Origin of the sequence: Candidatus Sulfotelmatobacter sp., from assembly GCA_035498555.1 — a bacterium.
Lineage (GTDB): Bacteria > Eisenbacteria > RBG-16-71-46 > RBG-16-71-46 > RBG-16-71-46 > DATKAB01.
This window is the reverse complement of sequence record DATKAB010000206.1, coordinates 1-24,939: the sequence shown is the minus strand read 5'-3', so window position 1 is coordinate 24,939 and position 24,939 is coordinate 1. Positions and strand designations below refer to the sequence as shown.

The following is a 24,939-nucleotide window of genomic DNA, read 5'->3' as shown; positions in this document are numbered from 1 at the left end:
GAGCTGAATGCCGAGCCGCTGGCGCAGCGCGCGGTCGTGCCCGGCGCCCCAGCATTGACCCAGCACCTCGACCGAGCCGGCGTCGGCGACGTTCAAGCCTTCGAGGATCTCGATCGTCGTGGTCTTGCCGGCGCCGTTGGGCCCGAGCAGACCGAAGCATTCCCCGGCTCGGATCTCGAGATCGAGACCGTTCACCGCCACCACGTCGGAGTAGCGCTTGACCAGGCCGCGGCAGGCGAGCGCCAGGCCGTTGCCGGAATGATTCGCTCGGGCGAGGTTCATGGGACCGGCGAACATAGGGGGACTGCGGGCGGTGGGCAACTCGAGCGGGAGACGACCTGGGGAAGATTCATCTTGCTCGTCCCCGCTCGCGACCCTAGGATCGAATTGTCGCTCCCGACCGGGTCGTCCCAATTCGTAAGGGGAACCCGATGCGAATGCTGATCCACCGACCAGGTTCGGCGCTCCTGCTGGCGGTGCTCGCCACTGCCGTCGGCGGATGCGGCCGTCACCAATCGCCCCTCGCGCCGCGGCTCGATTCCGGAACGCCGGCGCTCGCGCTTCGCGCCACTCGCGATCTTTCGAGCACGGCGGCGAAGCCGCGTTACTCGCTCTCTTGGGTTCTGAAGAGCGGCTCGGCGGATCACTTCGTGTATGCCGTCAACCCGAGCGATGCCGCTCATCCGGACGCGAGCTGGCTCTCGACGCAGGCCACCGCGTTCTCGCTCGAGGTGCCGGCGAAGCGGACTGGCGCCGAGATCGCGGCACATCGGCCTGCGTCCGTCACGAACTTCGCGGTCAGCGCCGTGGATGCGCGCGGGCAGACCTCGCGCTCGGAGCGCATCGCCATCATCGACGACAACATCGCGCCCATGGTGCAGATCACGCAGCCGGTTCCATCGGCTCTGAGCCCGGCTTTGGTGCCGTCGACGATTCGGATCGACTGGCGGGGAACGGACCCCGACGGCCTCGTCGGCACGATGCCGGTCGCGTACAAGTACCTGCTGCTGACCGCATCCAGCGAGGTCCCCTACAGCGTCGCCATCGCGAACCCCGATTCGGTGCGGCGCTACTACGAGCCGCGCGACTACGCGGGCTGGACGCGAGTCGCGGGCGATACCACCTCCGCGCAGCTCAGCAACCTCGTATCTCAGAGCGACTACCTGTTCGTGGTGGTGGCGCAGGACGATCAGGGCGCGTACACGCAGGTGTTCTCGCTGAACACCAACATGCTGAACATGCGCGTGGTGGTGCCGGGAACCGGCGGGCCGCGCCTGACGATGTTCAATTCGTATCTCAACTACACCTATCCGTCCGGGTCTTACTCCACCGATCCCATGTACCAGGTGCCGATCACGGTTCCCGCGGGGCAGCCCGTCGCCACGAATTGGTTCGGCGTTCCCGCTCCGGGCGCCAGTATCGCCGCCTATCGCTGGACACTCGATATCGCCGACGTGTTCGATCAGACGCCGCGCAGCGACGAGGCCACCGATCTCGCCCATTGGAGCCAGCCTAATCCCACCACCACTTCCGCCACGGTCGGCCCGTTCGGACCGGGCGAGACGCACCTGCTCTATATCGAAGCGCGGGACACCAATGGTCTCGCGAGCCTGGGCATCGTGGCGATGACGACGGTCGCCGCAAGCCTCGACCACCAGCTTCTGATCGTGGACGACACTCGACTTCTGCTCGACGTCCTTCAACCCGGCACTTCGTGCGTGAAGACACCGGTGGGCCGCTGGCCCACTGCCGCCGAGCTCGACACGTTCCTATTTGCTCACGGCGGGGCGCCCTGGAAATGCTATCCCACCGGCACCCTGTCCGGCCCGGGCTTGTTCGCGGGATACGCTTTCGACACGCTGTCCACTCGATTGCTCGCCAGCGGCAGCGTTCCTCTGTCCACCCTGCTCCAGTATTCGCACGTCATCTGGATCACGGACTGGTTCGGGGCCTACAAGACCGGGTCGCCCACGAACCCGGTCGACGCTTCCAGCACCCTGCGTTACATGTGCAAGGTGGGGCATCAGAACACACTCGCGGCCTACGTGTCCGGAGGGGGTAACCTTTGGGTGGCGGGCGGCGGAGTCACCGCGGCCACGATGGTGGACTACAACAAGCCGTCCAACGATCCTCCAGGCGGCCCGGGTGCGGGAATGACATTCTCTTCCAATCCACCCGCTTCCGAACTCGTTCCCGGCCGCATGCCCTACGATATCGCCGGCTGGCGCTCGGAGATCAAGCTCGCTCTGACGACGATCAGCTACACGCGCAATCTCGGGCGATTCGAAGGGGCCGGCTCGAGGTACGACCGTTTGCCGCCGGCCATGCTGGTGAAGACGCCTGCGAGCGATCCGCTTCCTCCATTGCGGTCCTATCCGGGCGACTTCTACGTCACGAGCGCGTTACCGGCGGAATACCTCAGCCAACCCAACGTGGTGACGGAGAACTCCGGGCCGGGAGGCGCGCCGGTCTCGACTCTCGACTCACTCTACCAGGCGAGCGGGGCGCAGCTCGTGCAGCCGGGCGTCAATCCGGTCAACGTCTGCATGACCATATATCGGCCCTCTCAATTCCAGCCTGTCATCTGGACCGGATTCAGTCTTTGGGACTTCCGGCAGCAGGATTGCAAGGCGCTGGTGGACTGGGTGCTGCAGGACGAGTGGGGGATCCACTACGCCGGGGCCCCGAGAACACGCAAGCCGCCGCCCACTTTCAGCCCGATCACCTGGCAGCCGGAATTGCAGCGCACGCGCTAGCGGCGAGCTTCGATTCCAGGGACGGCGACATCGCAACGGCGGCGGGATTCCTCCCGCCGCCGTTCGTGGTAGCTTCGGCAGCCGACTCCGCTCGGGGCCCTTTCGGCCTGCGCGGCGCCCGACTCCCGAGGAAGCCATGTCCAGCCGTCTCGATTTCATCCAGCGCGCCAATGCCGGCTACATCGAGAAGCTCTACGCCGAGTTCCTGAAGGATCCGGCCTCGGTTCCCGAGGAATGGGCGCTGTTCTTCGCCGGCTTCGACTTCGCGGGATCGCGGCCGGCCGCGGCCGGTACGCCGACCGCCGGCGTGTTCGGACTGGTCAGCGCCTATCGCGAGTTCGGCCATCGCGCCGCGCGCCTCGATCCGCTGAGCACGGCGGCACCGAGCGAGCCGCTGCTCGAGCTCTCGAACTTCGGCTTGAGCGAAGCCGATCTCGACTCTCCGGTCGAGCCCTACCCGTTCCGGGGGGAGTTCTCGGGCACGCTGCGCGAACTGATCGTGGAGCTGAGCGAGACCTATTGCGGACCGCTCGGCGTCGAGTTCATGGACATTCCGAACCGCCGCCGCCGCGAGTGGCTGCAGGAGCGGATGGAGCCCAACCGCAATCGCCCGTCGCTGTCGCGCGACGAGCGCGTCGCCATCCTGCGCGAGCTCATGACCGCCGACGCCTTCGAACAGTTCCTTCACGTCAAGTACGTGGGGCAGAAGCGCTTTTCTCTGGAAGGCGGCGCCACGCTCATCCCGATGCTCGAGACGCTGGTCGAGCGCTCGGCGGCGCGCGGCATCGAGCAGCTGGTGATCGGCATGCCCCATCGGGGCCGGCTCAACGTGCTGGCCAACGTGCTCCACAAGCCGCTCGAGAGCATCTTCGCCGAGTTCGAGACCGGCGCCCCCGAGGAGGCCGCCAACCACGGCGACGTGAAGTATCACCTGGGTTTCGCTTCGGTGCGCACCACCGGCGGGAGGAACCTCGCGCTCAGCATGCACTACAACCCCAGTCATCTCGAATTCGTGAACCCGGTGGTGCTGGGCAGCGTGCGCGCGCGCCAGGAGATCACCGGCGACGCCGCCCGCGAGCGCACCGTGCCGCTGCTGATCCACGGCGACGCCGCGTTCTCGGGCGAAGGCATCGTGCCCGAGACCCTGTCGCTGGCGCAGCTGTCGCCCTACTGGACCGGCGGCGCGCTGCACATCGTGGTCAACAATCAGGTCGGCTTCACCACCTCGCCGTCGGACGCGCGCCACAGCCGCTACGCCACCGACATTGCGCGCATCATCGAGGCGCCGGTGTTCCACGTGAACGGCGACGAGCCCGAGGCCGCGGTTCACGCCATGGATCTGGCGCTCGCCTATCGCATGGAATTCAAGCGCGACGCGATCATCGATCTGATCTGCTATCGCAAGCACGGCCACAACGAGCTCGACGATCCGACCTTCACGCAGCCCACCATGTACGCGGCGATCGCGAAGCACGAACCGGCCTCGCGTCGTTACGCCCGGCGCCTGATCGACGAAGGCGCTCTCGATGCCGCCGGGCTCCAGGCGATCGAGTCCGAGATCGAGGCGACGCTTCAGGCCGCGCACGCTCGTTTGCGTGGCGGTGAGGTGCCGCGTACCGCGCGCGAGCCGAGCGGTGTCTGGAGCGGCATGCGCTGGGACAGCGAGGAGTGGACCGCCGACACGCGCGCCCCGCGCTCGCTGCTCGAGCGGATTGCGCGCGACGCGGCCCGCGTGCCCGACGGCTTCCAGGTGCACGCGCGCGTGCGCCGCGTGCTCGACGACCGCGTCAAGATGCTCGAGCAGGACCGCGTGGACTGGGGTGGCGGAGAGATGCTGGCGATCGGCTCGCTGTTGCTCGAAGGCGAGCACGTGCGCCTGTCCGGCCAGGACTCCGGGCGCGGGACCTTCAGCCATCGCCACGCCGTACTCCACGACAGCGCGACCGGCAGGCGCTGGACGCCGCTCCAGCACCTGGGGCCGGGCCAGGGCCGCTTCGAGGTCTTCGACACGCCGCTCAGCGAGGCCGCCCCGCTCGGTTTCGAGTACGGCTACAGCACCGCCGATCCTCACACGCTGGTGATCTGGGAGGCGCAGTTCGGCGACTTCGCCAACGTCGCCCAGGTCTACATCGACCAGTTCCTGGCGAGCGGCGAAGGCAAGTGGCGGCGCATGTCGGGTCTCACGTTGCTGCTCCCGCACGGCTACGAAGGCCAGGGCCCCGAGCACTCGAGCGCGCGGCTCGAGCGCTTCCTCGAGTTGTGCGCGGACGGAAACCTGCAGGTCGTGAACCTGACCACGCCGGCGCAGCTCTTCCACGTGCTGCGGCGCCAGCAGAAGCGTCCGTATCGCCGGCCGCTGGTGGTCCTGAGTCCCAAGAGCCTGCTCCGCCATCGCCAGGCGGTCTCGGCGCTCAGGGATTTCACCGACGGCGAGTTCCACACCCTGCTCGACGACCCGGGAGTCGCGGCGCCCGATCGAGTGAGTTCGATCCTGCTCTGCTCGGGGCGCCTCTTCTATACGTTGCTCGAGGCGCGCGGGACGCGAGGTCGCGAGGACGTGGCGCTGGTGAGGCTGGAGCAGCTCTATCCGTTTCCGCGGCTCGAGCTGACTCAATTGTTCCAGCGCTACCCGCAAGCCAGGGACATCCGCTGGGTGCAGGAGGAGCCGGCCAACATGGGCGCATGGCGGAACACCCGGCACCGGCTGGAGGGCGTGCTGCCCCAGGGCGCCACGCTCTATCTGGTGGCGCGAAAAGCCGCGCCCACCCCGGCGAGCGGCTCCTATCCGCAGCATGCCGAGCAGGAGCACCAGCTGATCGAGCGCGCCTTCCGCCAGGGCTCGCCGGGTGCCGCGCCGCGCGCGCCGCGCCGGGTGGCACGCGCTTCGGAGGGAAGCGGCTCGTGAGGATCGAGGTTCCGCGGCTTGCCGAATCGATTTCGGAGGCGGTGCTGGTCGAATGGCTGAAGCCCGACGGCGCCGCGGTGCGCGCCGACGAGCCGGTGGCCACGCTCGAGACCGATAAGGCCGCGGTCGAGATCGCGGCGCCGGTGGCCGGCAAGCTGCATCACGCGCGGAAGCCCGGCGACACCGTGGTGGTGGGGGATGTGCTCGGCGAAGTCGAGGTGAACGGGGCGGCCGCCTCGATTCCGCCCACCGCGGCGACGACCCCGGCAGCCGCCGTGCCTCCGGCGCCCGCCGCACCGCCGTCCGCCGCGCCGCCGATCGCGAAGGCTCCCGCACCGCCGGCCACCGCGCCGCCGATCGCGAAGGCTCCCGCGCCGCCGGCCACAGCGCCGCCGATCGCGAAGGCTCCCGCGCCGCCGCCTCATGAAGCACCGGCGCTCTCCCCGGCCGTGCTCCGGTTGGTAACCGAGCACGGACTCGACCCCCGCGCGCTCAAGGGCACCGGGCCCGGCGGTCGCCTGCTCAAGGGTGACGTGTTGCGCGAGATCGAATCGAAGCCGGCCGCTGCGCCGGCGCCCGCCGGCGAATCGCCCGCGATTCCCGCCCAGGCGCCGGGCGCGCCCGCCGGCGCGCCCATCGAGGAGGCCGACGAGCAGATCGTGCCAATGAGCCGCATCCGGCAGCGGATTGCCGAGCGGCTGGTCCGCGCGCAGCACACCGCGGCGATCCTCACCACCTTCAACGAAGTGGACATGACCGCGGTGCTCGAGCTGCGCGCGCGACACCGCGACGCGTTCGAGAAGAAGCACGGCGTGAAGCTCGGTTTCATGAGCCTGTTCGGACGCGCCGTGATCCTGGCGCTCGCCGATGTGCCCGAACTGAATGCCGAGATCCGCGGCACCGACATCGTCTATCGCCGCCGCGTTCATCTTGGCGTGGCGGTGGGCACCGAGCGCGGGCTGGTGGTGCCGGTGGTGAAGCGCGCCGACACGCTCTCGCTCGCCGAGATGGAGCGCGAGATCGGCCGGCTCGCCGCGCGCGGGCGCGACGGCGCGCTCTCCCTCGACGAGCTGTCGGGCGGGACGTTCACGATCTCGAACGGCGGCGTCTATGGCTCGCTGCTCTCGACGCCGATCCTCAATCCGCCGCAGAGCGGCATTCTCGGCATGCACAAGATCGAGAAGCGGCCGGTAGTGGTGGACGACCAGATCGTGATCCGCCCGATGATGTACCTCGCGGTGTCCTACGATCACCGAATCGTGGATGGCGAGCAGGCCGTCACCTTCCTGGTGCGCGTCAAGGAACGGCTCGAGGATCCCGAGCGCATGCTGCTCGAGATCTGAACAGGTCATGAGCTACGACCTGGTGGTGATCGGCTCGGGACCGGGCGGCTACGTCGCGGCGATCCGCGCCGCGCAGCTCGGCCTCAAGACCGCGTGCGTCGAGAAGTATCCGACCCTGGGCGGCACCTGCCTCAACGTCGGCTGTATTCCCAGCAAGGCGCTGCTCGACTCGACCGAGAACTTGCACCACGTGAAGCACGGCCTCGCCGTGCACGGCATCCGCGCCACCGCCGAGTTCGATCTCGCCACCATGATGAAGCGGAAGGACACCGTGGTGCGCGGGCTCACCTCGGGGGTCGGCACGCTGTTCAAGAAGTACGGTGTGGCGCCGGTGTTCGGATTCGGGCGCATCGAGTCGCCGGGCCGCGTCGAGGTGAAGGGGGAGAGCGGCGCCCAGACGCTCGACACCCAGCGCATCCTGATCGCCACCGGCAGCAAGGCGGCGGCGCTCCCCGGCGTCGCGTTCGATGGCCGCCGCATCGTCCATTCGACCGACGCGCTGGCGCTTCCCGAGGTGCCGCGGCGCCTGATGGTGGTCGGCGCCGGCGCGATCGGGCTCGAGCTGGGCTCGGTGTGGATGCGGCTCGGATCCGAGGTGCGCGTGCTCGAGTTCCAGGACCGGATCCTGCCGGGCGTCGATCGCGGGAGCGGGGCGATGCTCAAGAAGATCCTCGAGCGGCAGGGGTTCCGCTTCGACCTGGAGACCTCGGCCCGGGCGGCTCGCGTCGAGGGCGACGAAGTGCGGGTGACGATCGATTCGAAGGGCATCACGCGCGAAGAGGCCTGCGAGGTGCTGCTGGTGGCGGTGGGGCGCCGGCCCTACACCGAGGGGCTGGGCGCCCGCGAGGCCGGCGTCGAGCTGGACGAGAAGGGCCGCGTACGCGTGAACGAGCGCTACGAAACTCGCGTGCCCGGAATCTTCGCGATCGGCGACGTGACGGCCGGACCCATGCTGGCGCACAAGGCCGAAGAGGAGGGCATCGCCGCGGTGGAGAACATGGCCGGACGCGCCGGACATGTGTCCTACGACTGCATCCCGAACGTCGTCTACACCTGGCCGGAACTGGCCAGCGTGGGGCTGACGGTCGAGGAGGCCGAGCGGCAGAGGCGTGAAGTCCGCGTCGGGACCTTCCCGTTCATGGTCAACGGCCGGGCCAGGGCCATGAACGAGCGGGATGGGCAGGTCGCGCTGGTGGCCGACGCCGCGACCGACCGGCTGCTGGGTGCCCACATCCTGGGGCCGTGGGCGAGCGACTTGATCGCGGAGCTGGTGGTGGCCATGGAGATGGGGGCGAGCTCCGAGGACGTGGCCCGCTCGGTCCACGCCCATCCCACGCTGGCGGAGGCGATCAAGGAGGCCGCCCTGGCGGTTACGGGCAGCCCGATTCATATCTAGGGTTGTGCGGCGCAGAATGTTGAGCGGCTCCGGGGATCCCGAGGCCCGGGGGACGGGTTTCCGGGCCCATTGCAATTCGCCGCGACGCGCCAGCAACCCGGCGATAAGGGCCGATCCTGCGCTTTGCTGCTTGAATTCTGGCCCGAGAATCCCTAGACTTTTCGCGTTATTCGGAATTCTGCGCCTGCCCTTAGGTCCCTCCCTGTTGGCGCAGAAGCCCGCCGTCCCTATCCCCGGCGGGCATTCTCCGAAGCACGACAGCTTGTCCCCGCATCCACGGAGAGCCCTTTCTCATGAGGACGTCCATGAAGTTATGCGTGCCGGCAGTGCTGGCATTGGCCACCGCCCTGGCCACTCCGGCGCACGCGGTCGTTCCGGTCGTTTTCGGGACCAGCTGGGACGGACCGACGAATTCGCTTCAGCACATCGTTGACGGTCTCTACGGACCAGGACACATCACCGTCACCACCGACTATCTCGGCGCCAAGCCCGGCGACCCCGATCCGTGGTTCTGGTTCGGCGATCATTTCTCGGCGATGCTGGTGCGTGAAGTGGCCGGCAACGCCGACAACAACATTCTCGGCTGGTACGTCGAGGATGGCCACAAGCCGGTGATCGACGGCGTGGACGACGGCGTGGTGTTCGACGGGCCGGCCAGCGAGGGCGCCTCGTCGATGATCGTGTTCAATCATCCGATGACGCGCTTCGGCTTCTACCTCAATCCGAACGGGCACGGTGACGCCATCAACGCGCCGGAGCCCGAGATGTTCTTCACGAATCGCTTCTACAACGATCTCGGGCCGAACGGCGTGGCGATCCACGCGCCGTTCGACGGCGACGTGCAAGCGCTGGTGTTCGACATCTCGCAGTGGACGCATCCTAATACCTGGCTGGTGTGCTTCGAGGATCTCGACAGCGGAGCCAATCCGGGTCCGTGCTGCTACCCGACGGACAACGACTTCAATGACCTGGTCTTCGAGGTCACCGCGTTCGGCGCCACGCCGACCGTGCCTCTGACCATGGGAGCATTGAAGACCAAGTACCTGCACTAGCTCCGAATCGCCGGTCCCCCCTCCCGGCCACACGGGCGCGTTCCGACTCTGGAACGCGCTCGTGCCTTTGGTGGCGGATTCGAGGCCGCGGGCCGCGCCGCGGCTTGCGTCGCGGAGCGATCGCGGGAACACTGCGCGACGATGCCGATCCTTCCCTCCTCGAGCGCGGCACGGCGGCGCCTCTGGATCGCGGCGCTCGCTCTGATCGCGGCCGCGGTGATCCCGACCGTGGTGGTGAAACGCCTCGATGGTGACAACCGCTTCTGCATCTCCTGCCACTTGCATGGCCAGATCTATCGCGACATGACCGAGGCGCCGGCGCGGACCCTGTCGGCCGCGCACTTCCGGGCGCATCACGGCAATCACCCCGAGCGTTGCTTCACCTGCCACAGCGGCGAAGGGCTGGCGGGCTGGAGTCAGGTGACGCTGCTCTCGGCCTGGGACGCGGCGCGCTGGGTGGCCGGCGATCGGCACGAACCGACTTCCATGCGCCTGCCGCTCACCAACTCCGCCTGCCTCAAGTGCCATGAGAAGGACGTCCATGGCACGAAGAGCAGCGAGGAGACCGACGAGTACCACCAGCTCTCCGACCACCTCGGCGTCAAACTGCCCTGCTTCTCCTGCCATCAGGTGCATCGGGCCGGGCCGAGCGACAGGCACTACCTCGACAACGTCAGCGTCCGAGCGCAGTGCCAGCGCTGTCACCGCGATCTGGACGCTGGAGGCACCGAGGGGTAGCCTTGCCGACCTCGCAGTGAATCATCGCTTCCGGTCGGGCCGCGGATCGTCATGAATTCAGGGGAGGAGTGCATGAACGCACGTATCGCTATCGCCGCCGTTCTCGGACTGACCGCGCTGACCGGTGTGGCGGGGCAGCTTCGGGCGTATCCGGGAGGAACGCCCCGGTTCACGACCAACGCCAACACCTACTGCGCCGGATGTCATTCGTCGGTGGGGGCGGACCAGCTTCGCGATCAGCCCGCCGACATTGCCAGCAGCATGACGGTCGAGAACCGGCACTACGCGTCCATTCAGGGCGGGCAGGAGCGATACGGCAAGCTGTCGGAGGACGATCGCAAGAAGCTGCTCGACACCGTGAAGGCGATGGATGCGAACAGCAAGGTCGAGATCGCCGCCTCGGCCACCACCGTGAAGGCGCTCGGCACGCTGACCGTCACCGTCACCACGCACGGCGGCGCGGGTCCGGTGGTGGGCGTGATGCTCACCGATAACGACCTTCGCTTCGAATCCAGCCCGGTGCAGACCGAGGGGTTCCTGATCACCAAGGCGCCCGACGTCACCGGTCCCGACGGCAAGCCGCAGACCGCATTCCTCGACGGTCGCTACAAGGACCTGCAGAAGAACATCAACTACGTGAACGTGCAGGGCGTGAAGAGCGATCCTTCGACCAACACCTATCCGACCTGCAAGGTGGTCTACACGCTCCAGGCGCCGTCCAAGCCCGGCACCTACACCGTCACTGCGGCATTCCTCTACGGCACCGAGAACGCCTCGCCGATTGGCCGGCAGGAGACACCGGACGGCCGCGTGTTGCCGGCGGGCGGCGGCGGCGGAGCCTCGGGTCGCATTCAGTTCGCCAAGACCCTGACCATCACCGTCAGCTGATCGGACTTCGGCCAGGGGGCCGGCGCGACCCGCGCCGGCCCCCCGGAACCCGCTCTTCCCCGAACGCGTCGGGTTACCTGGCGGCCTGAACGCTCGCCTCAAGGCGGCCCGGGCCGCCTCGGCAACGCGTCATCAACAATCTTCACCGCACCATCTTCATAGCACGCGCACCACGCGGACCGAAGCGCCGGCGTGCGTGCGCACCAGATAGAGCCCAGGCGGCACCACACGGCCCGCATCGTCCAGCCCGTTCCACTGAACCCGTCCCGAGGAACCGGCTCCGCCGGCCAGCGTGCGCACCCGCCGCCCCGCGGCATCGAAGATGTCGAGCCGCGAGTCCCGGGCGCCGCCCGCGGCAATCTCGAACGAGACGGCGCTCGTGAACGGATTGGGAGACGCCACGAGTGAATTCGCGGCGGGCGGCGGCGCCGCCACGCTCGCGAGCGCGTCGCCGCTGGGACCGACGCGGGTCGCGTAGACGTCGTACGCATTGGCGGGCGTGTGGTTTCGCGAGTCGAGCCATACCGCATACACGCCTCCGCGCCCGTCAGGAACGAGCGCCGGCTGATAGCGAACCCCGGGTCCCGCGCACACGACGAGCCCCGAATCGGGAAAACCGGGCGCCATCGTTCCGTTCGAACGCACCCGCAACACGCGCAGATCGGACAGGAAGTACGTGGTTGGATCGACGTTCCCCCACTCCAGGTAGCACCCGGCCGCGCCGTCGGTCGCGAGCCACCCGACCGAGAAGACATTCGCGGGGAACTCGACGCCGGGCGCGGGCCAGCCGGAAAGGGCCGCGCCCGTTCCGTCCAGGCCGCTCACGTAGTTGAGCCAGCTGCCGTAGTCCCCCGGCGGGCCCGCGATCATCGGGAAAAGCACTCCTCCGTTCCCATCGGCGAGGATCCCTCCGGTCAGACAGCCGACGCCGGTGTCCGCGACCACGCGGTGACCCTCGGGCGGCCAGCCAGCGGCGACGTTGCCGGTCGTGTCGAAGCGCTGAACGAAACCGCTCTCACCCACATTCCAGTTCACGAACACGCCTCCAGCGCCGTCGTGATCGAAGGTGAATCCCGTGCCCAGCGGGACGCCAGGCGGGAAGAATCCGCCCGAGGGCCAGCTCGGACTCGGTCCGTTCGGCGAGAGGTGGACCAGAAACTCCTCGAAGCTCTGTTCGGGCAGCCCGAAGTGGACGGTTCGGGCTTCGAGTGCGTAGAGACCGCCGACACCGTCGTCACGACTGAATCCGAGCGAGATGTTCGTGGTATCGGGCACGGTCGCGAGACGAGTGCCACCCGCGTCCCAGCCCGCCGCCACCGTTCCATCGGGCAGGACCCGCGACGCGAACAGCGCGCGCGGCAGGCCCGGGGAGTCGCGTCCATCCGCCCACACGACGTAAACGCCGCCGCCGGGGTCGGCGGCGATCTGCGCGTGCTTGTAGCCCGGAGCGTCGCAGAGCAGGACGCCGTTCGCGGGCCACGCGGGATCGGCGCTGCCATCGGCGCGCAGGTGATGGATGTAGACCCCGGGATTCGAGAGCGCGTAGTAACAGCCACCCAGGAGATCGGGCGCAAGTCCGTCCACGTAGCCGCTGCCGGCCACCGCCACGGGCCAGCCCGGCACGGTCGCGCCGCCGGTCGTGAGCCGCGCGATGGAACTCGGCAGCAGGATGTCCCGCAGCACGAGCAGCGCTCCGTCCGAAGCCACGGCGGTCTGAAAACCCTGGACAGGCGTGGGGCCACTCAGCGGGGTGCCGTTGGCGGGCCAGCCGGCGAGACCGGGGTTTGCTGCAGCGACCAGTACGATTGCGGCGCAGAGCGCCGCGCGGCGGGAGGTAGGTTTGAAGCGGTCCATGGCAATCTCCAGGTTGGGGCGTGAGACAGGGAACCGGAGAAGTAGCCAGGAATTAGTTGGGGAGCCTCCGCGCGTGGCGCCGCGGGGTCGCGGCTGCCGTCGTCCTACCCGTAACCGACCGCGACGGTTCCACGGGTTTGACCCCGTCGCGCGGCTTCGGCCATTCTGCGCCGATGCGCGAACTGATCTTCGGAGGCTGGCGAGCACTCGCCATCGAGACCGGATATCTGTGGCTCGATGGCGGCTCGATGTTCGGCTCGGTGCCGAAGCCCCTGTGGGCCAAGCTGCAGCCGCCCGACGAGAGGAACCGCATCCGGCTGGCGATGCGCTGCCTGCTGCTCGACGGCTACGGGCGCCGCGTGCTGGTCGACATCGGCATCGGCGACAAGTTTCCGCCCAAGCTCGCCGACATCTACCGCGTGGAGCACGAGCAGCACGACCTCGAGCGGTCGCTGGCGGCGCAGGGGCTCGATCCCCGCGATGTGACCGACGTGGTGCTGACCCACCTCCATTTCGACCACGCCGGCGGCTCGACGAAACGCGCCGGAGACCGGCTGGTGCCGACTCTGCCGCGCGCGCGGTATCACGTGCAGGCGCGCAATCTCGAGAACGCGCGACATTCCAACCTGCGCGAGCGCGCTTCGTACCTCAGCGAGAACTTCGAGCCGCTGGTCGAGGCCGGGGTCCTGAACCTGATGGAGGGGCCGCAGCGCCCCTGGCCCGAAGTCGAGCTGCTGCTCGCCGAGGGACATACGCGCGGCCAGCAGCTGCTGCGCGTGGGTGGCCCGGAGGAGGCCTTGTACTTCGTGGCCGACTTGATCCCGACCGCGAGTCACGTGCGCATTCCTTTCGTGATGGGCTACGACGTCGCCGCGATCGAGACCATGACCGAAAAGCGCGCGCTGCTCGAGCGTGCGCATCGCGAGCGCTCGTGGATCTTTCTCGAGCACGACCCCGAGCTGGCGCTGGGGAAGCCCGAGCCGGACGGCGAGGACTTCCGCTGGAGCGAAACGGTGCCGGCCGCGGAGGTTCGGCCGATGGTGCCGCAGGGCGACACCTCTTCCGACCGAGCAGGACGGGGTTGAGAGTGAAGATCGCCGCCCGATCCTCCGGGGTGAGCTGAGCCGTGTTCCACTCCCTGCTTGCGACCTGGTTCCGGCTGTCGCTGGAATGGGGTTACGCCGGCGTGTTCACGCTGATGGCGATCGAGTCGACGGTGTTTCCGCTGCCGAGCGAGGTGGTGATTCCCCCCGCCGCCTACTGGGCCGAGCAAGGCCGGTTCCACTTCTGGGGCGTGGTGGCGGCGGCTACGCTGGGCTCGTGGGCGGGCGCCGCGATTTCCTACTGGGTGGCGCGCGGGGTGGGCCGCCCGCTGATCCTGCGCTATGGGAAGTACCTGTTCGTGCCCGAGAAGAAATGGCTGCTGGCCGAGAAATGGATCCAGCACTTCTCGGCCGGCGGCATCTTCTTCGCGCGCCTGCTGCCGGTGGTGCGGCATCTGGTCTCGCTGCCGGCCGGAGCGGCGCGCATGAGCTTCACCGTCTTTTCGGTGATGACCCTGCTCGGTTCGTTCGTGTGGAGCACGGTGCTGGCGTGGTTCGGCGCGCGGGTGCTGGCCGATCAGCCGCGGTTGCTCGAGGACCCGGCGGCGATTCCGCACGTGCTGCAGGCCAAGCTGATGTGGTTCGTGCTGGCGGCGCTGGTGCTGCTGGCGCTCTACATCGGCGTGGACGTGGTCGGCCGCAAGCTCCGCCATCAGCCGATCGTCGAGCCCTGAGGAGGACGAGTGCCCAAGGTTCGCCTGTCGAAGGTCGGGAAGATGTATGCCGGCAAGCACCCGGCGGTGCGCGATCTCGATCTGGAGATCGACGACGGCGAGCTGCTGGTGCTGGTCGGGCCATCGGGCTGCGGCAAGTCCACGGTGCTGCGCATGATCGCGGGTCTCGAGGAGGTCAGCTCGGGCGAGATCCGGATCGGCGATCGAGTGGTGAACGACGTACCGCCTCGCGATCGTGACATCGCGATGGTGTTCCAGAATTACGCCCTTTACCCGCACATGAGCGTGTTCGACAACATGGCGTTCGGACTGCGGCGCCGCAAGGTGCCGGCGCCGGACGTCGATCGTCGCGTGCGCGCGGCGGCCGCGGCTCTCGACATCGAGCGCTACCTGGATCGCAAGCCGCGTGAGCTGTCGGGCGGCGAGCGCCAGCGTGTCGCGCTCGGCCGAGCCCTGGTCCGCGAGCCCAGCGTGTTCCTGTTCGACGAACCGCTCTCCAATCTCGACGCGCGGCTGAGAGTCCAGACGCGCGCCGAGATCAAGCGCCTCCATCAGCGCGTCAGGACGACCATGATCTACGTCACGCACGATCAGGTGGAGGCGATGACGCTCGGCGATCGCATCGCCGTGCTGCGCGCCGGGGAGCTGCAGCAGGTGGCGACTCCCGAGGCGCTCTACCACGAGCCGGCCAATGCGTTCGTGGCCGGCTTCATCGGCAGTCCGCCGATCAACCTGGTCCCGGCCGTGATTTCGGGGAACGGGTTGCTCGCGCTGGAAGTGGCGGGCTTCCATACGCCGGTGCCTGCGCCGCTCGGCGAGAAGCTGCTGCCGTTCCGCGGCCAGAGGGTGCTGGTGGGGATCCGGCCCGAGGATCTGATTCGAGGTTCGACCTCGGACGCCAAGTTTCGCCTGCGCGGCACCGTCGAGGTCTCGGAACCGCTCGGGAACGAAACCCTGGTCTACTGGCGGACCTCGGTGGGAGTGGTGGTCTCGCGCCAGACCGCCGGGGCGCCACCTCCGGTGGGCACCGAGGGGCAGCTCGAGGCGGGATACGACGCGCTCCACGTGTTCGATTCGCGCGACGAACGCGCCATCGCCTAGATTTTGCCCCGCCGATGTAACCGACTCTTGACAGTCCCGTTGCGTAATGTAATCGTTTTCATCGGCCCCGCGCGGAAGGCGTTCGGGGTCCTCCGAGTCCGAGTCCGCGCCCGCCGGGCCGCCGGCCTTCGCGCCTTGCGGCCCGGCGGCAGCTTCGCACCGACGACCCACAGCTCGCTCGTTCTTCCCAGAGGAGGTCCAGCCATGAAAGCAGGACTCAGCGCCGTCCTCGCCGCCGGCGCCCTGGCCGTATTCGCGACGGCGGCGTTCGCCTATCCGCCGCGCCCCGACGTCATCTGGGCGCGCGTCGCCACCGGCGCCACCATCACGCTCGACGGCAAGCTCGACGAGCCGTGCTGGGCGCAGGCCGAGACCAAGACCATCCAGTACCGCATCCCCGGCGGCAACGGCATTCCCGGCAGCGGCTATCAGGAGGAAGGCGGCACGCTCGCCACCGACACGATGAAGGCGGTGCTCAAGTTCCTCGTGATCGGCAATCAGCTCTACATGGGCTGCAAGGTGTTCGACAAGTCGATCGGAGGCTCGGACCAGTTCAATCGCTTCGACGGTCTGCTGATGAATCTGCGCAATCACGCCGCCGGCACCTATCCGGCGCCCGACGCCGAGTACTTCTACTCGTGGTGGCACCCCGAGAATCCGGCGCTCAACGCGCCCGGAAGCCTGCCGGGATTCCGTGGCTTCCCGTGGGGCTCGACCGACACGATTCCGCGCACGCCCGAGATGATCGCCAACTGGGACGCGGCGACCACGGTGCAGGGCACCAGCAACACCGACTCGGGAGCGCCCGACACCTCGTACACGATCGAGATGCGCTTTAACCTGGGGCCGATGGGCTACGACGTCACCAAGCCAGCCGGCGACATCGTCGAGTGGAACATCTCGATCTACGATTGCGACTGGTTCTGGCCGCTCGATCCCCTCCACTTCAGTTCCAACCGAACCTGGTGGGAGGGACCGTGGGGGAACGTGGGCTGGTACCACGAAGTGAGGATCTGCTCGCGGCCCGATGTCACGATCAATTCGGGCGCGGTGCCGGTGGTGCCGCCCGAGTTCATCGTGCCCAACGCCTCGGGCTTCCAGTCGCCCACCATCGACGGCGCGCTGACCGAGCCGGTGTGGGGTTCGGCGCCGTCGTTCGACATCCGCTACGGCGACGACGCATTGCGCCAGACCTATCCGGGCGTGGCACAGTGGCGGGCCGGGCAGTTCCAGCCAACCGTGAACGGCGGACTTGCGGCGGTGCTCGACCCCGGCGACTGCACGGTCAGGTACTTCTTCAAGGAGGACACGCTCTTCCTCGGCTTCGACGTGCGCGATCAGGTGGTCCAATACCACTCGCTGGTGGATCGCTGGGACGGTTTCATCGTCTCGATCAACGGGCGCGACTCGCTCAATCGCGATCGCGTGCTGATTCCACGCCGGCTCTCGTTCCAGGTGGGTCCTGACGGGAAGGCGCTGGCGCAGGACTACCTGCCCTACCTGCGCGATTCGCTGCACGGGGCGAAGGTGCAGATCCATCTCAATCCCGGAACCGTGCTCGACACGCTCGGCGAGGTGCCCGACAACGGCTATCAGGCCGAGCTGGCGCTCGATCTCACCAAGCTCGGCTATCCGCACGGCCGCGGCGACGGGTTGCTGTTCCTGGGGATCGATCTGCTCGATGGCGATTCGTTCCAACCCATCACCGACAGTTACGGCACCCGAACCTGGTGGTTCCGACAATACGAGGGCGAGAACAGCTCGTGCTGGGGCTACCTCGATCCCACCGTGGGGGTCACCGCGGTCGGGCCCGATCCGTTGCAGCCCGCGAAACTGGAGCTGGTCGGCACGCAACCCAATCCCTTCCGGCAGGTCACCACGCTGCATTTCTCGCTGCCGAAAGCGGCGCACGTCGGGCTCGACGTCTACGATCTGCAGGGGCGCGTCGTCATGCAGCGGGATCTGGGCCGGCGTGCCGCGGGCGACCAGCGCTATTCGTTCAGCGCCGAGGGCCTCAACTCGGGTCTCTACTTCTATCGGCTGCGCCTGGTCGATTCTCAGACCGGGACGTCGGCCGGCACGCTCAACGGCCGGATGATGCTGGTCCGATAATCCAGGCGGTCACGGCGCGAGAGGCGGTGACTCGACCGCCTCTCGCGTCTTTCCCGGGGAGATGAGGCGCACACAGCTTGGGCTTCCGCGTGCGGCGTGAAGGACTGCTCAGGATCGTGGCGGGCGCGGGAGTGGCGCTGGCCTGGGCGGTTTCCGGTTTCGCCGGCACCACCGGCCGCATCAGCGGCCGCGTCACCGACCCGAAGCACCAGCCGCTCGAGGCGGTGAGCGTCGCGATCCCGGCACTGAAGGTCGGCGCCTTCACCGACGCGCAGGGGCATTTCGACATCGCCAACGTCCCGGCCGGCACCTACGAGCTGAAGGTGAACCTGATGGGCTATCAGGCCACCACCGTGCAGAACGTGCTGGTGACCGCCGACCAGACCGCCACGCTCGACGTCACCATCGGCGAAGCGCCGATCGCCGTAAAGGAGGTGGTGATCACCGCCAAGCGGCCAGTGGTGGACGTGAACCAGACCAGCAATATCGCCACCGTGAGCCGGCAGGAGATCGAGAAGCTGCCGGTTCAGCAGCTGAACGACCTGGTGGCGCTGCAGGCCGGCGTGGTTTCCCAGGGCTCGGAGCTGCACGTGCGCGGCGGGCGGAGCGACGAGGTGCAGTATCAGGTGGACGGAGTGTCGGTCAACAACCTCTACGACAATCACTCGATGCTGCAGCTCGACCGCTCGGTGCTGGAGGAAGTGCAGGTCATCACCGGCACCTTCGACGCCGAGTACGGGCAGGCCATGAGCGGGGTGGTGAACGCGGTGCTGAAGCGTGGCGGCGATCGCTTCCAGTGGAATGGCGAGGCGATGCTCGGGGCCTGGCTCGCTCCCTGGTCCTCGGACCGGATCGAGGCGCCGCTGGCCAAGCCCACCGACATCAAGAATTTCCAGTTCACGGCGAGCGGCCCGATGCCGGTCGCGCATACCACCTATCTGGCCAACCTCCGCTACGGCGATCAGCAGGACTGGGTGCGCGGCGAACGCCGCTTCACGCCGGCGAAGGACAACACGATTGACGGCACCAAGTATCTGAACCCGGATGGCGACTTCGCCCGCTTCTCGCTGGCCTACAACCACGACTGGACGGGGCTCGTCAAGCTCTCGACGCGACCGGGCAGCCGCTACGAGCTCGGCTATCAGGCGGTGGGAGAGCTGCTCGACACCCGCCCCGACACCTGGGTCTGGCGGTTCGATCCCGACGGGCTCACCCGGCAGCACACCTTCTCGGTTTCGCAGGGCGCGGACTTCACGCTGACACCCACGGCCAAGAGTTTCTATAACCTCGCGCTGCGGCTGAACACGTTCCGCTACAAGGACATGGTGTACGACGACTTCAACGATCTGCGTTACGACGCGGCCGGAGGGCCGCAGAGCAGCGCCAACTACGAGAACAACGCGATCTATGCGGGCGTGGACCTCAACCGTTTCATTCAGAACACCGACGCGATCGAAGCGAAGACCTCGTACGTGAACGAGTCGCACTCCAGCAATCGCTACAAGCTCGGCGGCGAGTTCCAGTGGCCGGCGATCCAGTTCGGGCACCCGGGCTGGCTCACCTACGCCAGCGGTCCGGGCGGACAGACCCTGGTGCGACATCAGGACGATCCGCCGAATTTCCCCGGGCCCCTGACCTATCATCCGATCCAGGGCGCGGCCTACGCGCAGGACGACATCGAGTGGCAGCAGATTCGGCTGCGCGCCGGGCTTCGCTACGACCTCTTCGACGCCCGCACCACGCTGCCCAGCGATCTCTCGAACCCCGCCAATTCGATTCCGGGCGCGCCGCAGTCGGTCCAGGTGCCGACCACCGCCAAGCAAACGTTTTCGCCGCGCATCGGCGTCTCGTACCCGATCACGCCCGGGCTCTCCCTGTACTTCGCCTACGGCCACTTCTACCAGATGCCGCAGCTCGGCAACATCTTCGACAACAGCGACTACTCGGTGCTCAACGATCTGCAATCCACCATCGTCTACAACGTGATGGGCAACCCCGACGTGAAGCCGCAACGCACCGTGCAGTACCAGTTCGGTTACAAGCAGGCGATCAACGACAACTTCGGCGTGGACGTGAACGCCTTCTACAAGGACATCCGCGACCTGCTGGGCGTCGAGTTCATCTCCACCTACAACGACGCCGAGTATCCGCGCTTCACCAACGTCGACTTCGGCAGCGTGGTGGGATTCACGATCAGCGCCGACCACCGGGCGCTCGGGCCGTTCAGCCTGGCGATGGACTACACCTGGCAGATCGCCGAGGGCAGCTCGAGCGATCCGCGCGAGACCGCGACGCGGGCCGCCGCCGGCCTCGATCCGCGGCCACAGGACATCCCGTTCGACTGGGACCAGCGCAACACCTTCAACCTCACCGCCACGGTCAGCAACCCCAAGCTCTACACCGTGAGCGGGGTGTTCCGCCTGGCGAGCGGCCAGCCCTACACGCCTTCGACCAGCGTCGGCGGCTTCGGCCAGGGCTTCCAGACCAATGAGGGTCGCAAGCCGTTCTCCTGGCTGATGGACTTCCGGGGCGAAACCTACGTCCGAATGTTCGGCATGCCGACCACCGCCTTCCTGCGCATCTTCAACGTGTTCGACACGCGGTTCTTCAACGGATTCGTGTTCCCCACGTCGGGCAACGTCGACAGCTCGAGCAATCCCGCCGACGTCGGCGTGGAAGAGGATCCGACCCGCTTCTATCCGCCCCGCCGCCTCGAGTTCGGCTTCAACCTGCGAGGCGGCTCATGAGGCGCCTGATTGCGACCGCGATTCCGATCGTGGTGCTGGCGGCCGGCGCCAGCGCTCAGCTCGTGCCGACCACGCCGCCCGCCCAGCGTGGCACCATCAGCGCCGAGCGTGCCGGGACCCACGACGCCGCCAACATCCGCACCGTGTTCTACAACTTCGGCATGGTGGGGGACTACCCCGTCGATCCCGGCAACGTGGACCTCACCACGTTCCACTCGGTCGAAGTGCCCAAGGGCTCGGGCATGAACTACTCGGACGGCATCACGCCGTTCGTGCTGGTCAAGGTCCCGCAGGGCGACGGCACCTACAACTACATCATGGAAACCGGCTATCGCGAGCGCCAGGGCATCAGCCCCTACACCAACCGAGAGATGCGCTTCGAGCCGCGGCCGGGATTCTTCGAGCCCGATCCCAACAAGAACAAGGGCCGCTCGCCGGCGATCAGCAATGACCCGCGGACCTGGCCTTCGTCGTGGCCGGACAAGACGAACGATCCCGACGATCCGGGCTGGCCGGGCTCGTGGGACGGCTACTTCGGCAAGCGCCCCGCCGCCGATCAGGAGAGCTACACCGTCATGGACGATCAGGCCTACGACGCCTGGCCGACCTACTTTCCCGACTACCGAGATTCCACCCGGCGCGGTCTGGGGCTGCGCGTCGAGGTGCGCGGATTCCAGTGGTCCAATCCGCAGGCCGGCAACGTCATCTTCTGGCACTACGACATCACCAACGAAGGCACCACCGACTACAACGACAACATCGTCTTCGGCCTCTACATGGATTCGGGCGTCGGCGGCTCGACGCTGTCGTGCGACGGCGTGTTCGAATCGGACGACGACAACGCCTACTGGGACAAGTCGGCCGGGTTGAACCTGGTCTACACCTGGGACACTTACGGCCACGGCCGCGACCTGTCCGGCCCGTGCGGCAAGACCGGCTATCTCGGCTACGCCTATCTCGAGACGCCGGGCAATCCCTACGACGGCATCGACAACGACGGCGATGGCATCGTGGACGAGCGGCGCGACAGTGGCCCGGGCATCCGGATCGTGGGACAGGACGCGATCCGCGCCTACGTCGAGGCGCACTACGACACCACCAGGTTCTACGCGACCTACGGTCCACTCGAGAACCGGCCCGCCTACCGCGCGGGAGTGTGGTGGACCGGCGACGAGGACATGGACTGGCGTGCCGACCTCGACGACGTCGGCGCGGACGGCGTCGCCGACACTCATGACACCGGCGAGGGCGACGGGATTCCCACCGACGGCGAGCCCAACTTCGACCGGACCGATCTGAACGAGTCGGATCAGATCGGGCTGACCGGCTTCAAGATGAATCGGATTCGCGCCGGACAGGGCAATCCCGACCCCACCATCGACGACATCCTGTTCTACGACAATCCCCAGCACTGGCCGGAGCGGCTCTGGCAGCACTTCACCGATCCCAATCCCGCCGCGCGCTTCGATTCGGCGCTGGCCGCCAACTACAACATCGCGTTCCTGTTCGCCTCGGGCCCCTTCCAGCTCCCGGCCGGCAAGCACGAACGGTTCAGCCTGGCGCTCGCCTACGGCCAGGACCTTCAGGAGCTGCGCGAGAACGTCCAGACCGTGCAGCTCATTTACAACGCGAACTACCAGTTCGCGGTTCCGCCGTCGCTCCCCACGGTGAGCGCCGAGGCCGGCGACGGCTACGTGCGGCTCAACTGGAACGACGTGGCCGAGCGCTCGATCGACCCGGTCACCGGTCTCTACGACTTCGAGGGCTACAGGATCTATCGCTCGACCGATCCCGAATTCCGCGATCCCAAGACCATCAGCACCGGCCGTGGCGGCACGTTTCCCGGGAACGGTGTCCCGATCGCTCAGTTCGATCTCGCCGACGGCAAGACCGGCTATTCGAAGAAGACCATCGATGGGGTCGCGTACTGGCTCGGGAGCGACACCGGCATCAAGCACACGTTCACCGATTCCACCGCCGTCAACGGCCAGCAGTACTACTACGCGGTCTGCGCCTACGACTTCGGCTACGAGCCGGGCTCCGACTCGCTGGCGATCTATCCGAGCGAGAACTCGATCGCCGTGTCACGCACTCCGCGCGGCGGCGTGATCCTGCCGCCCAACGTGGTCTCGGTGCGCCCGGACGTTCGCGTTTCGGGCTACACCTCGGCGGTGGCGCAGGCCGCTCGGCACGCGCTGGGCGACGGCACCGGCGCGGTGTCGGTGCAGGTCGTCAACTCGAACGAGGTGCCGGACCGTCACCTGTTCAAGATCTCGTTCTCGGCCCCGGCCGCCGAGAGCATCCTCGCCACTTCCTACGGGCTCTCGGACAGCACCAATGGGGCGGTGTTCTTCACCACCGGCAGCGACTTCGATTCGGTGGGCTCGGGTCCGGTGGGGAGTGGCCTGTTGCCGGTCATCTACACCCAGAAGCACGTCACCGTGGACAGCACGCACTCGGGATTCGACCCCGGTTCGCCCACCAGCTCGAAGCTGTTCTCGAGCTACCAGACCACCAACAAGTCCATCAATCTCAGGCGCCCGGGATTCCCGGACGACATCCGCATCGTGTTCAGCGATCAGTACGTGGACACGTCGCTGGCGGTGGGCATCGGATTCCCCGCGCGCCCCGCCAAATTCAAGATCTACGCCGAGACTCCGCAGGGAGATCTCCCGCTCGACTTCCGATTCCGCGAGACCGGCACCGCCAATGGAGTGCTCGACCGGCCGGATGAGTGGATCGACGTCCTGACTCACGGCGCCGCGCCCCCCACCACGCAGGACATCACCTGGCGCGTCCAGCTCGACACGCTCGGACTGGCGGCCGGCGGACCGCGAACGCCGCCGACGCTCGGCGACGTGTACCACCTGCGCGTCCATCGCCCGCTGCAGGCCAGCGACATCTACACCTTCGAGACCAAGGCCCAGTCGGTCGCCTCCTCGAGCGGCGGCGCGCATGCCAAGCCCTACGTCGTGCCCAACCCGTACGTCGGCTCGGCGAGCTTCGAGCCCGCTCCCTACGCGGTGTCGGGACGCGGCGAGCGCCGCATCGAGTTCCGGGACATTCCGCTCAACGCCGTGATTCGCATCTACACGGTGCGCGGCGACCTGGTCCAGACCCTGCGCCAGGATGGATCGAGCGCCGGATTCGTCGCGTGGAATCTGCGCACCAAGGACAACCTCGATCTGGCGCCGGGACTCTACGTCTTCAACGTCGAGGCGCCCGGCTACTCGGGCTCGCTCGGCAAATTCGCGGTGATCAAGTGAGGGCGCGCGTTCGGGTCGGGCTGGCCGTGGCGTTGCTGTTCGTGGCGCCGCTCGGGGCGCACGCGCAGAGCAAGGTGGGCACGACCTTCGGCGACTTTCTACTGATCGAGCCCAGCGCGCGGATCGCGGGCATGGGGAACGCCGGGGTGACGCTCGATTTCGGCATCGAGTCGGCCTACTACAACCCGGCCTCGATCGGCCGGCTGGGAGGTTGGGCGGTCCAGTTCGATCACGCCGCGTGGTTCGCCGACATCGCCTACGACTATGTCGCGGTGGGTGTGCCGCTCGGAAAGTGGGGCAACGGAGTGGTGAGTATCACGCATCTTGGCTCGGGCGACATGGACGTGCGCACCGTGGAGCAACCGCTCGGCACGGGGGAGCAGTTCAACGTCTCCGACCTCGCGGTCGGTCTCGGCTACGGGCTCGAGATCACCGACCGATTCGTCGCCGGCGGCCAGATGACGCTGGCTCAGGAGCGCATCTGGCACAGCACCGCGGGCGCGGTCATGTTCAATTTCGGCGCGCTCTACCGCACCTCGCCGAACGGGCTGCGGCTGGGGGCGAGCCTTTCCAACTTCGGCACCGGCTCGCAATTCGACGGGCGGGACCTGATGATCCTCTACGATCAGGATCCCTCGCGCTTTGGCGACAACAACGCGCTTCCGGGCGACGCGCAGACCAACTCGTTCGGCGTGCCGGTGCTGTTCCGCGCCGGATTGGGCCAGCGATTCTCGCTGTCGTCCGACGCGCGCCTCGACGTGGTCGTGGATGCCTTTCACCCCAACAACAACACCGAGAGCATCAGCGCCGGCACGGAGCTGGAGCTGCGCAAGCTGCTGGCGCTGCGCGCCGGCTATCAGAACCTGTTCCAGCAGGATTCCGAGGTCGGTCTGACGCTCGGCGGCGGCATCCTCGGAACTCAGAACGGCTTCCGTTACAACATCGACTACGCCTGGGCCGACGAGGGCCGGCTGGGCAATGCCCAGCGGTTCAGCCTCGGCCTT

At 67.6% G+C, this 24,939-nt stretch carries 16 protein-coding genes; 14 read left to right on the top strand and 2 right to left on the bottom strand.

Annotated elements, in window-relative coordinates; all coding sequences use genetic code 11:
* Positions 1 to 282 (bottom strand): ATP-binding cassette domain-containing protein (locus VMJ70_15890; protein ID HTO92613.1); only part of this gene is annotated, 282 nt, incomplete at its 3' end.
* 155 nt (positions 283 to 437) lie between these two features.
* Between VMJ70_15890 and VMJ70_15885 the strand changes: the two genes are divergently transcribed.
* The 7 genes from VMJ70_15885 (at position 438) to VMJ70_15855 (ending at position 11,078) form a co-directional block, all read left to right on the top strand.
* Positions 438 to 2,756 carry a hypothetical protein gene (locus VMJ70_15885; protein ID HTO92612.1) on the top strand — a complete coding sequence of 773 codons (2,319 nt, stop codon included), beginning with the start codon at positions 438 to 440 and terminating at the stop codon, positions 2,754 to 2,756.
* 136 nt (positions 2,757 to 2,892) lie between these two features.
* Entirely contained in the window at positions 2,893 to 5,661 is a 2,769-nt protein-coding gene (locus VMJ70_15880) for a 2-oxoglutarate dehydrogenase E1 component (GenBank protein HTO92611.1), read from the top strand.
* A complete protein-coding gene (gene odhB, locus VMJ70_15875; GenBank protein HTO92610.1) occupies positions 5,658 to 7,004 on the top strand; it encodes a 2-oxoglutarate dehydrogenase complex dihydrolipoyllysine-residue succinyltransferase in 1,347 nt (448 codons plus the stop codon). The genes VMJ70_15880 and odhB overlap by 4 nt, the downstream gene beginning before the upstream one ends.
* 7 nt (positions 7,005 to 7,011) lie before the next feature.
* A complete protein-coding gene (lpdA, locus tag VMJ70_15870; GenBank protein ID HTO92609.1) occupies positions 7,012 to 8,400 on the top strand; it encodes a dihydrolipoyl dehydrogenase in 1,389 nt (462 codons plus the stop codon).
* Between the two features lie 305 nt (positions 8,401 to 8,705).
* The gene (locus tag VMJ70_15865; protein ID HTO92608.1) at positions 8,706 to 9,452 is read left to right on the top strand and encodes a DUF4114 domain-containing protein; all 747 of its coding nucleotides are present in this window, start codon (positions 8,706 to 8,708) and stop codon (positions 9,450 to 9,452) included.
* 141 nt (positions 9,453 to 9,593) lie between these two features.
* The gene (locus VMJ70_15860; protein HTO92607.1) at positions 9,594 to 10,190 is read left to right on the top strand and encodes a hypothetical protein; all 597 of its coding nucleotides are present in this window, start codon (positions 9,594 to 9,596) and stop codon (positions 10,188 to 10,190) included.
* Positions 10,191 to 10,262: 72 nt separating this feature from the next.
* Positions 10,263 to 11,078, top strand: a complete 816-nt coding sequence (locus VMJ70_15855; GenBank protein HTO92606.1) for a hypothetical protein — start codon at positions 10,263 to 10,265, stop codon at positions 11,076 to 11,078.
* Between the two features lie 156 nt (positions 11,079 to 11,234).
* Here VMJ70_15855 and VMJ70_15850 read toward each other — a convergent pair whose 3' ends face one another.
* On the bottom strand, positions 11,235 to 12,932 hold the full coding sequence (locus VMJ70_15850) for a FlgD immunoglobulin-like domain containing protein (protein HTO92605.1): 1,698 nt from the start codon (positions 12,930 to 12,932) through the stop codon (positions 11,235 to 11,237).
* Between the two features lie 173 nt (positions 12,933 to 13,105).
* On the opposite strand from VMJ70_15850, the gene VMJ70_15845 reads away from it, so the two are divergent.
* The 7 genes from VMJ70_15845 to VMJ70_15815 all read left to right on the top strand — a co-directional run.
* A complete protein-coding gene (locus VMJ70_15845; protein ID HTO92604.1) occupies positions 13,106 to 14,017 on the top strand; it encodes an MBL fold metallo-hydrolase in 912 nt (303 codons plus the stop codon).
* A 41-nt stretch (positions 14,018 to 14,058) separates the two neighbouring features.
* Positions 14,059 to 14,709, top strand: coding sequence for a DedA family protein (locus VMJ70_15840; GenBank protein HTO92603.1), 651 nt, complete (start codon positions 14,059 to 14,061; stop codon positions 14,707 to 14,709).
* Positions 14,710 to 14,718: 9 nt separating this feature from the next.
* Positions 14,719 to 15,810 carry a sn-glycerol-3-phosphate ABC transporter ATP-binding protein UgpC gene (gene ugpC, locus VMJ70_15835; GenBank protein ID HTO92602.1) on the top strand — a complete coding sequence of 364 codons (1,092 nt, stop codon included), beginning with the start codon at positions 14,719 to 14,721 and terminating at the stop codon, positions 15,808 to 15,810.
* A gap of 204 nt (positions 15,811 to 16,014) precedes the next feature.
* Positions 16,015 to 17,922: a T9SS type A sorting domain-containing protein gene (locus VMJ70_15830; protein ID HTO92601.1), complete on the top strand. Its 1,908-nt coding sequence runs from the start codon at positions 16,015 to 16,017 to the stop codon at positions 17,920 to 17,922.
* A gap of 89 nt (positions 17,923 to 18,011) precedes the next feature.
* Complete coding sequence (locus tag VMJ70_15825; GenBank protein HTO92600.1) at positions 18,012 to 20,669, top strand: TonB-dependent receptor; 2,658 nt, start codon at positions 18,012 to 18,014, stop codon at positions 20,667 to 20,669.
* A complete protein-coding gene (locus tag VMJ70_15820) occupies positions 20,666 to 23,935 on the top strand; it encodes a hypothetical protein (GenBank protein HTO92599.1) in 3,270 nt (1,089 codons plus the stop codon). Before VMJ70_15825 ends, VMJ70_15820 begins: the two co-directional genes overlap by 4 nt.
* Positions 23,932 to 24,939 (top strand): PorV/PorQ family protein (locus VMJ70_15815; protein ID HTO92598.1); only part of this gene is annotated, 1,008 nt, incomplete at its 3' end. The genes VMJ70_15820 and VMJ70_15815, both read left to right, overlap by 4 nt.

Coding starts and splice junctions, on each gene's coding strand:
- VMJ70_15885 (HTO92612.1), top strand. CDS start 438: ATGCTGATCCACCGACCAGGTTCGGCGCTCCTGCTGGCGGTGCTCGCC.
- VMJ70_15820 (HTO92599.1), top strand. CDS start 20,666: ATGAGGCGCCTGATTGCGACCGCGATTCCGATCGTGGTGCTGGCGGCC.
- VMJ70_15830 (HTO92601.1), top strand. CDS start 16,015: ATGAAAGCAGGACTCAGCGCCGTCCTCGCCGCCGGCGCCCTGGCCGTA.
- lpdA (HTO92609.1), top strand. CDS start 7,012: ATGAGCTACGACCTGGTGGTGATCGGCTCGGGACCGGGCGGCTACGTC.
- VMJ70_15855 (HTO92606.1), top strand. CDS start 10,263: ATGAACGCACGTATCGCTATCGCCGCCGTTCTCGGACTGACCGCGCTG.
- VMJ70_15880 (HTO92611.1), top strand. CDS start 2,893: ATGTCCAGCCGTCTCGATTTCATCCAGCGCGCCAATGCCGGCTACATC.
- VMJ70_15860 (HTO92607.1), top strand. CDS start 9,594: ATGCCGATCCTTCCCTCCTCGAGCGCGGCACGGCGGCGCCTCTGGATC.
- VMJ70_15865 (HTO92608.1), top strand. CDS start 8,706: ATGAAGTTATGCGTGCCGGCAGTGCTGGCATTGGCCACCGCCCTGGCC.
- VMJ70_15845 (HTO92604.1), top strand. CDS start 13,106: ATGCGCGAACTGATCTTCGGAGGCTGGCGAGCACTCGCCATCGAGACC.
- VMJ70_15850 (HTO92605.1), bottom strand. CDS start 12,932: ATGGACCGCTTCAAACCTACCTCCCGCCGCGCGGCGCTCTGCGCCGCA.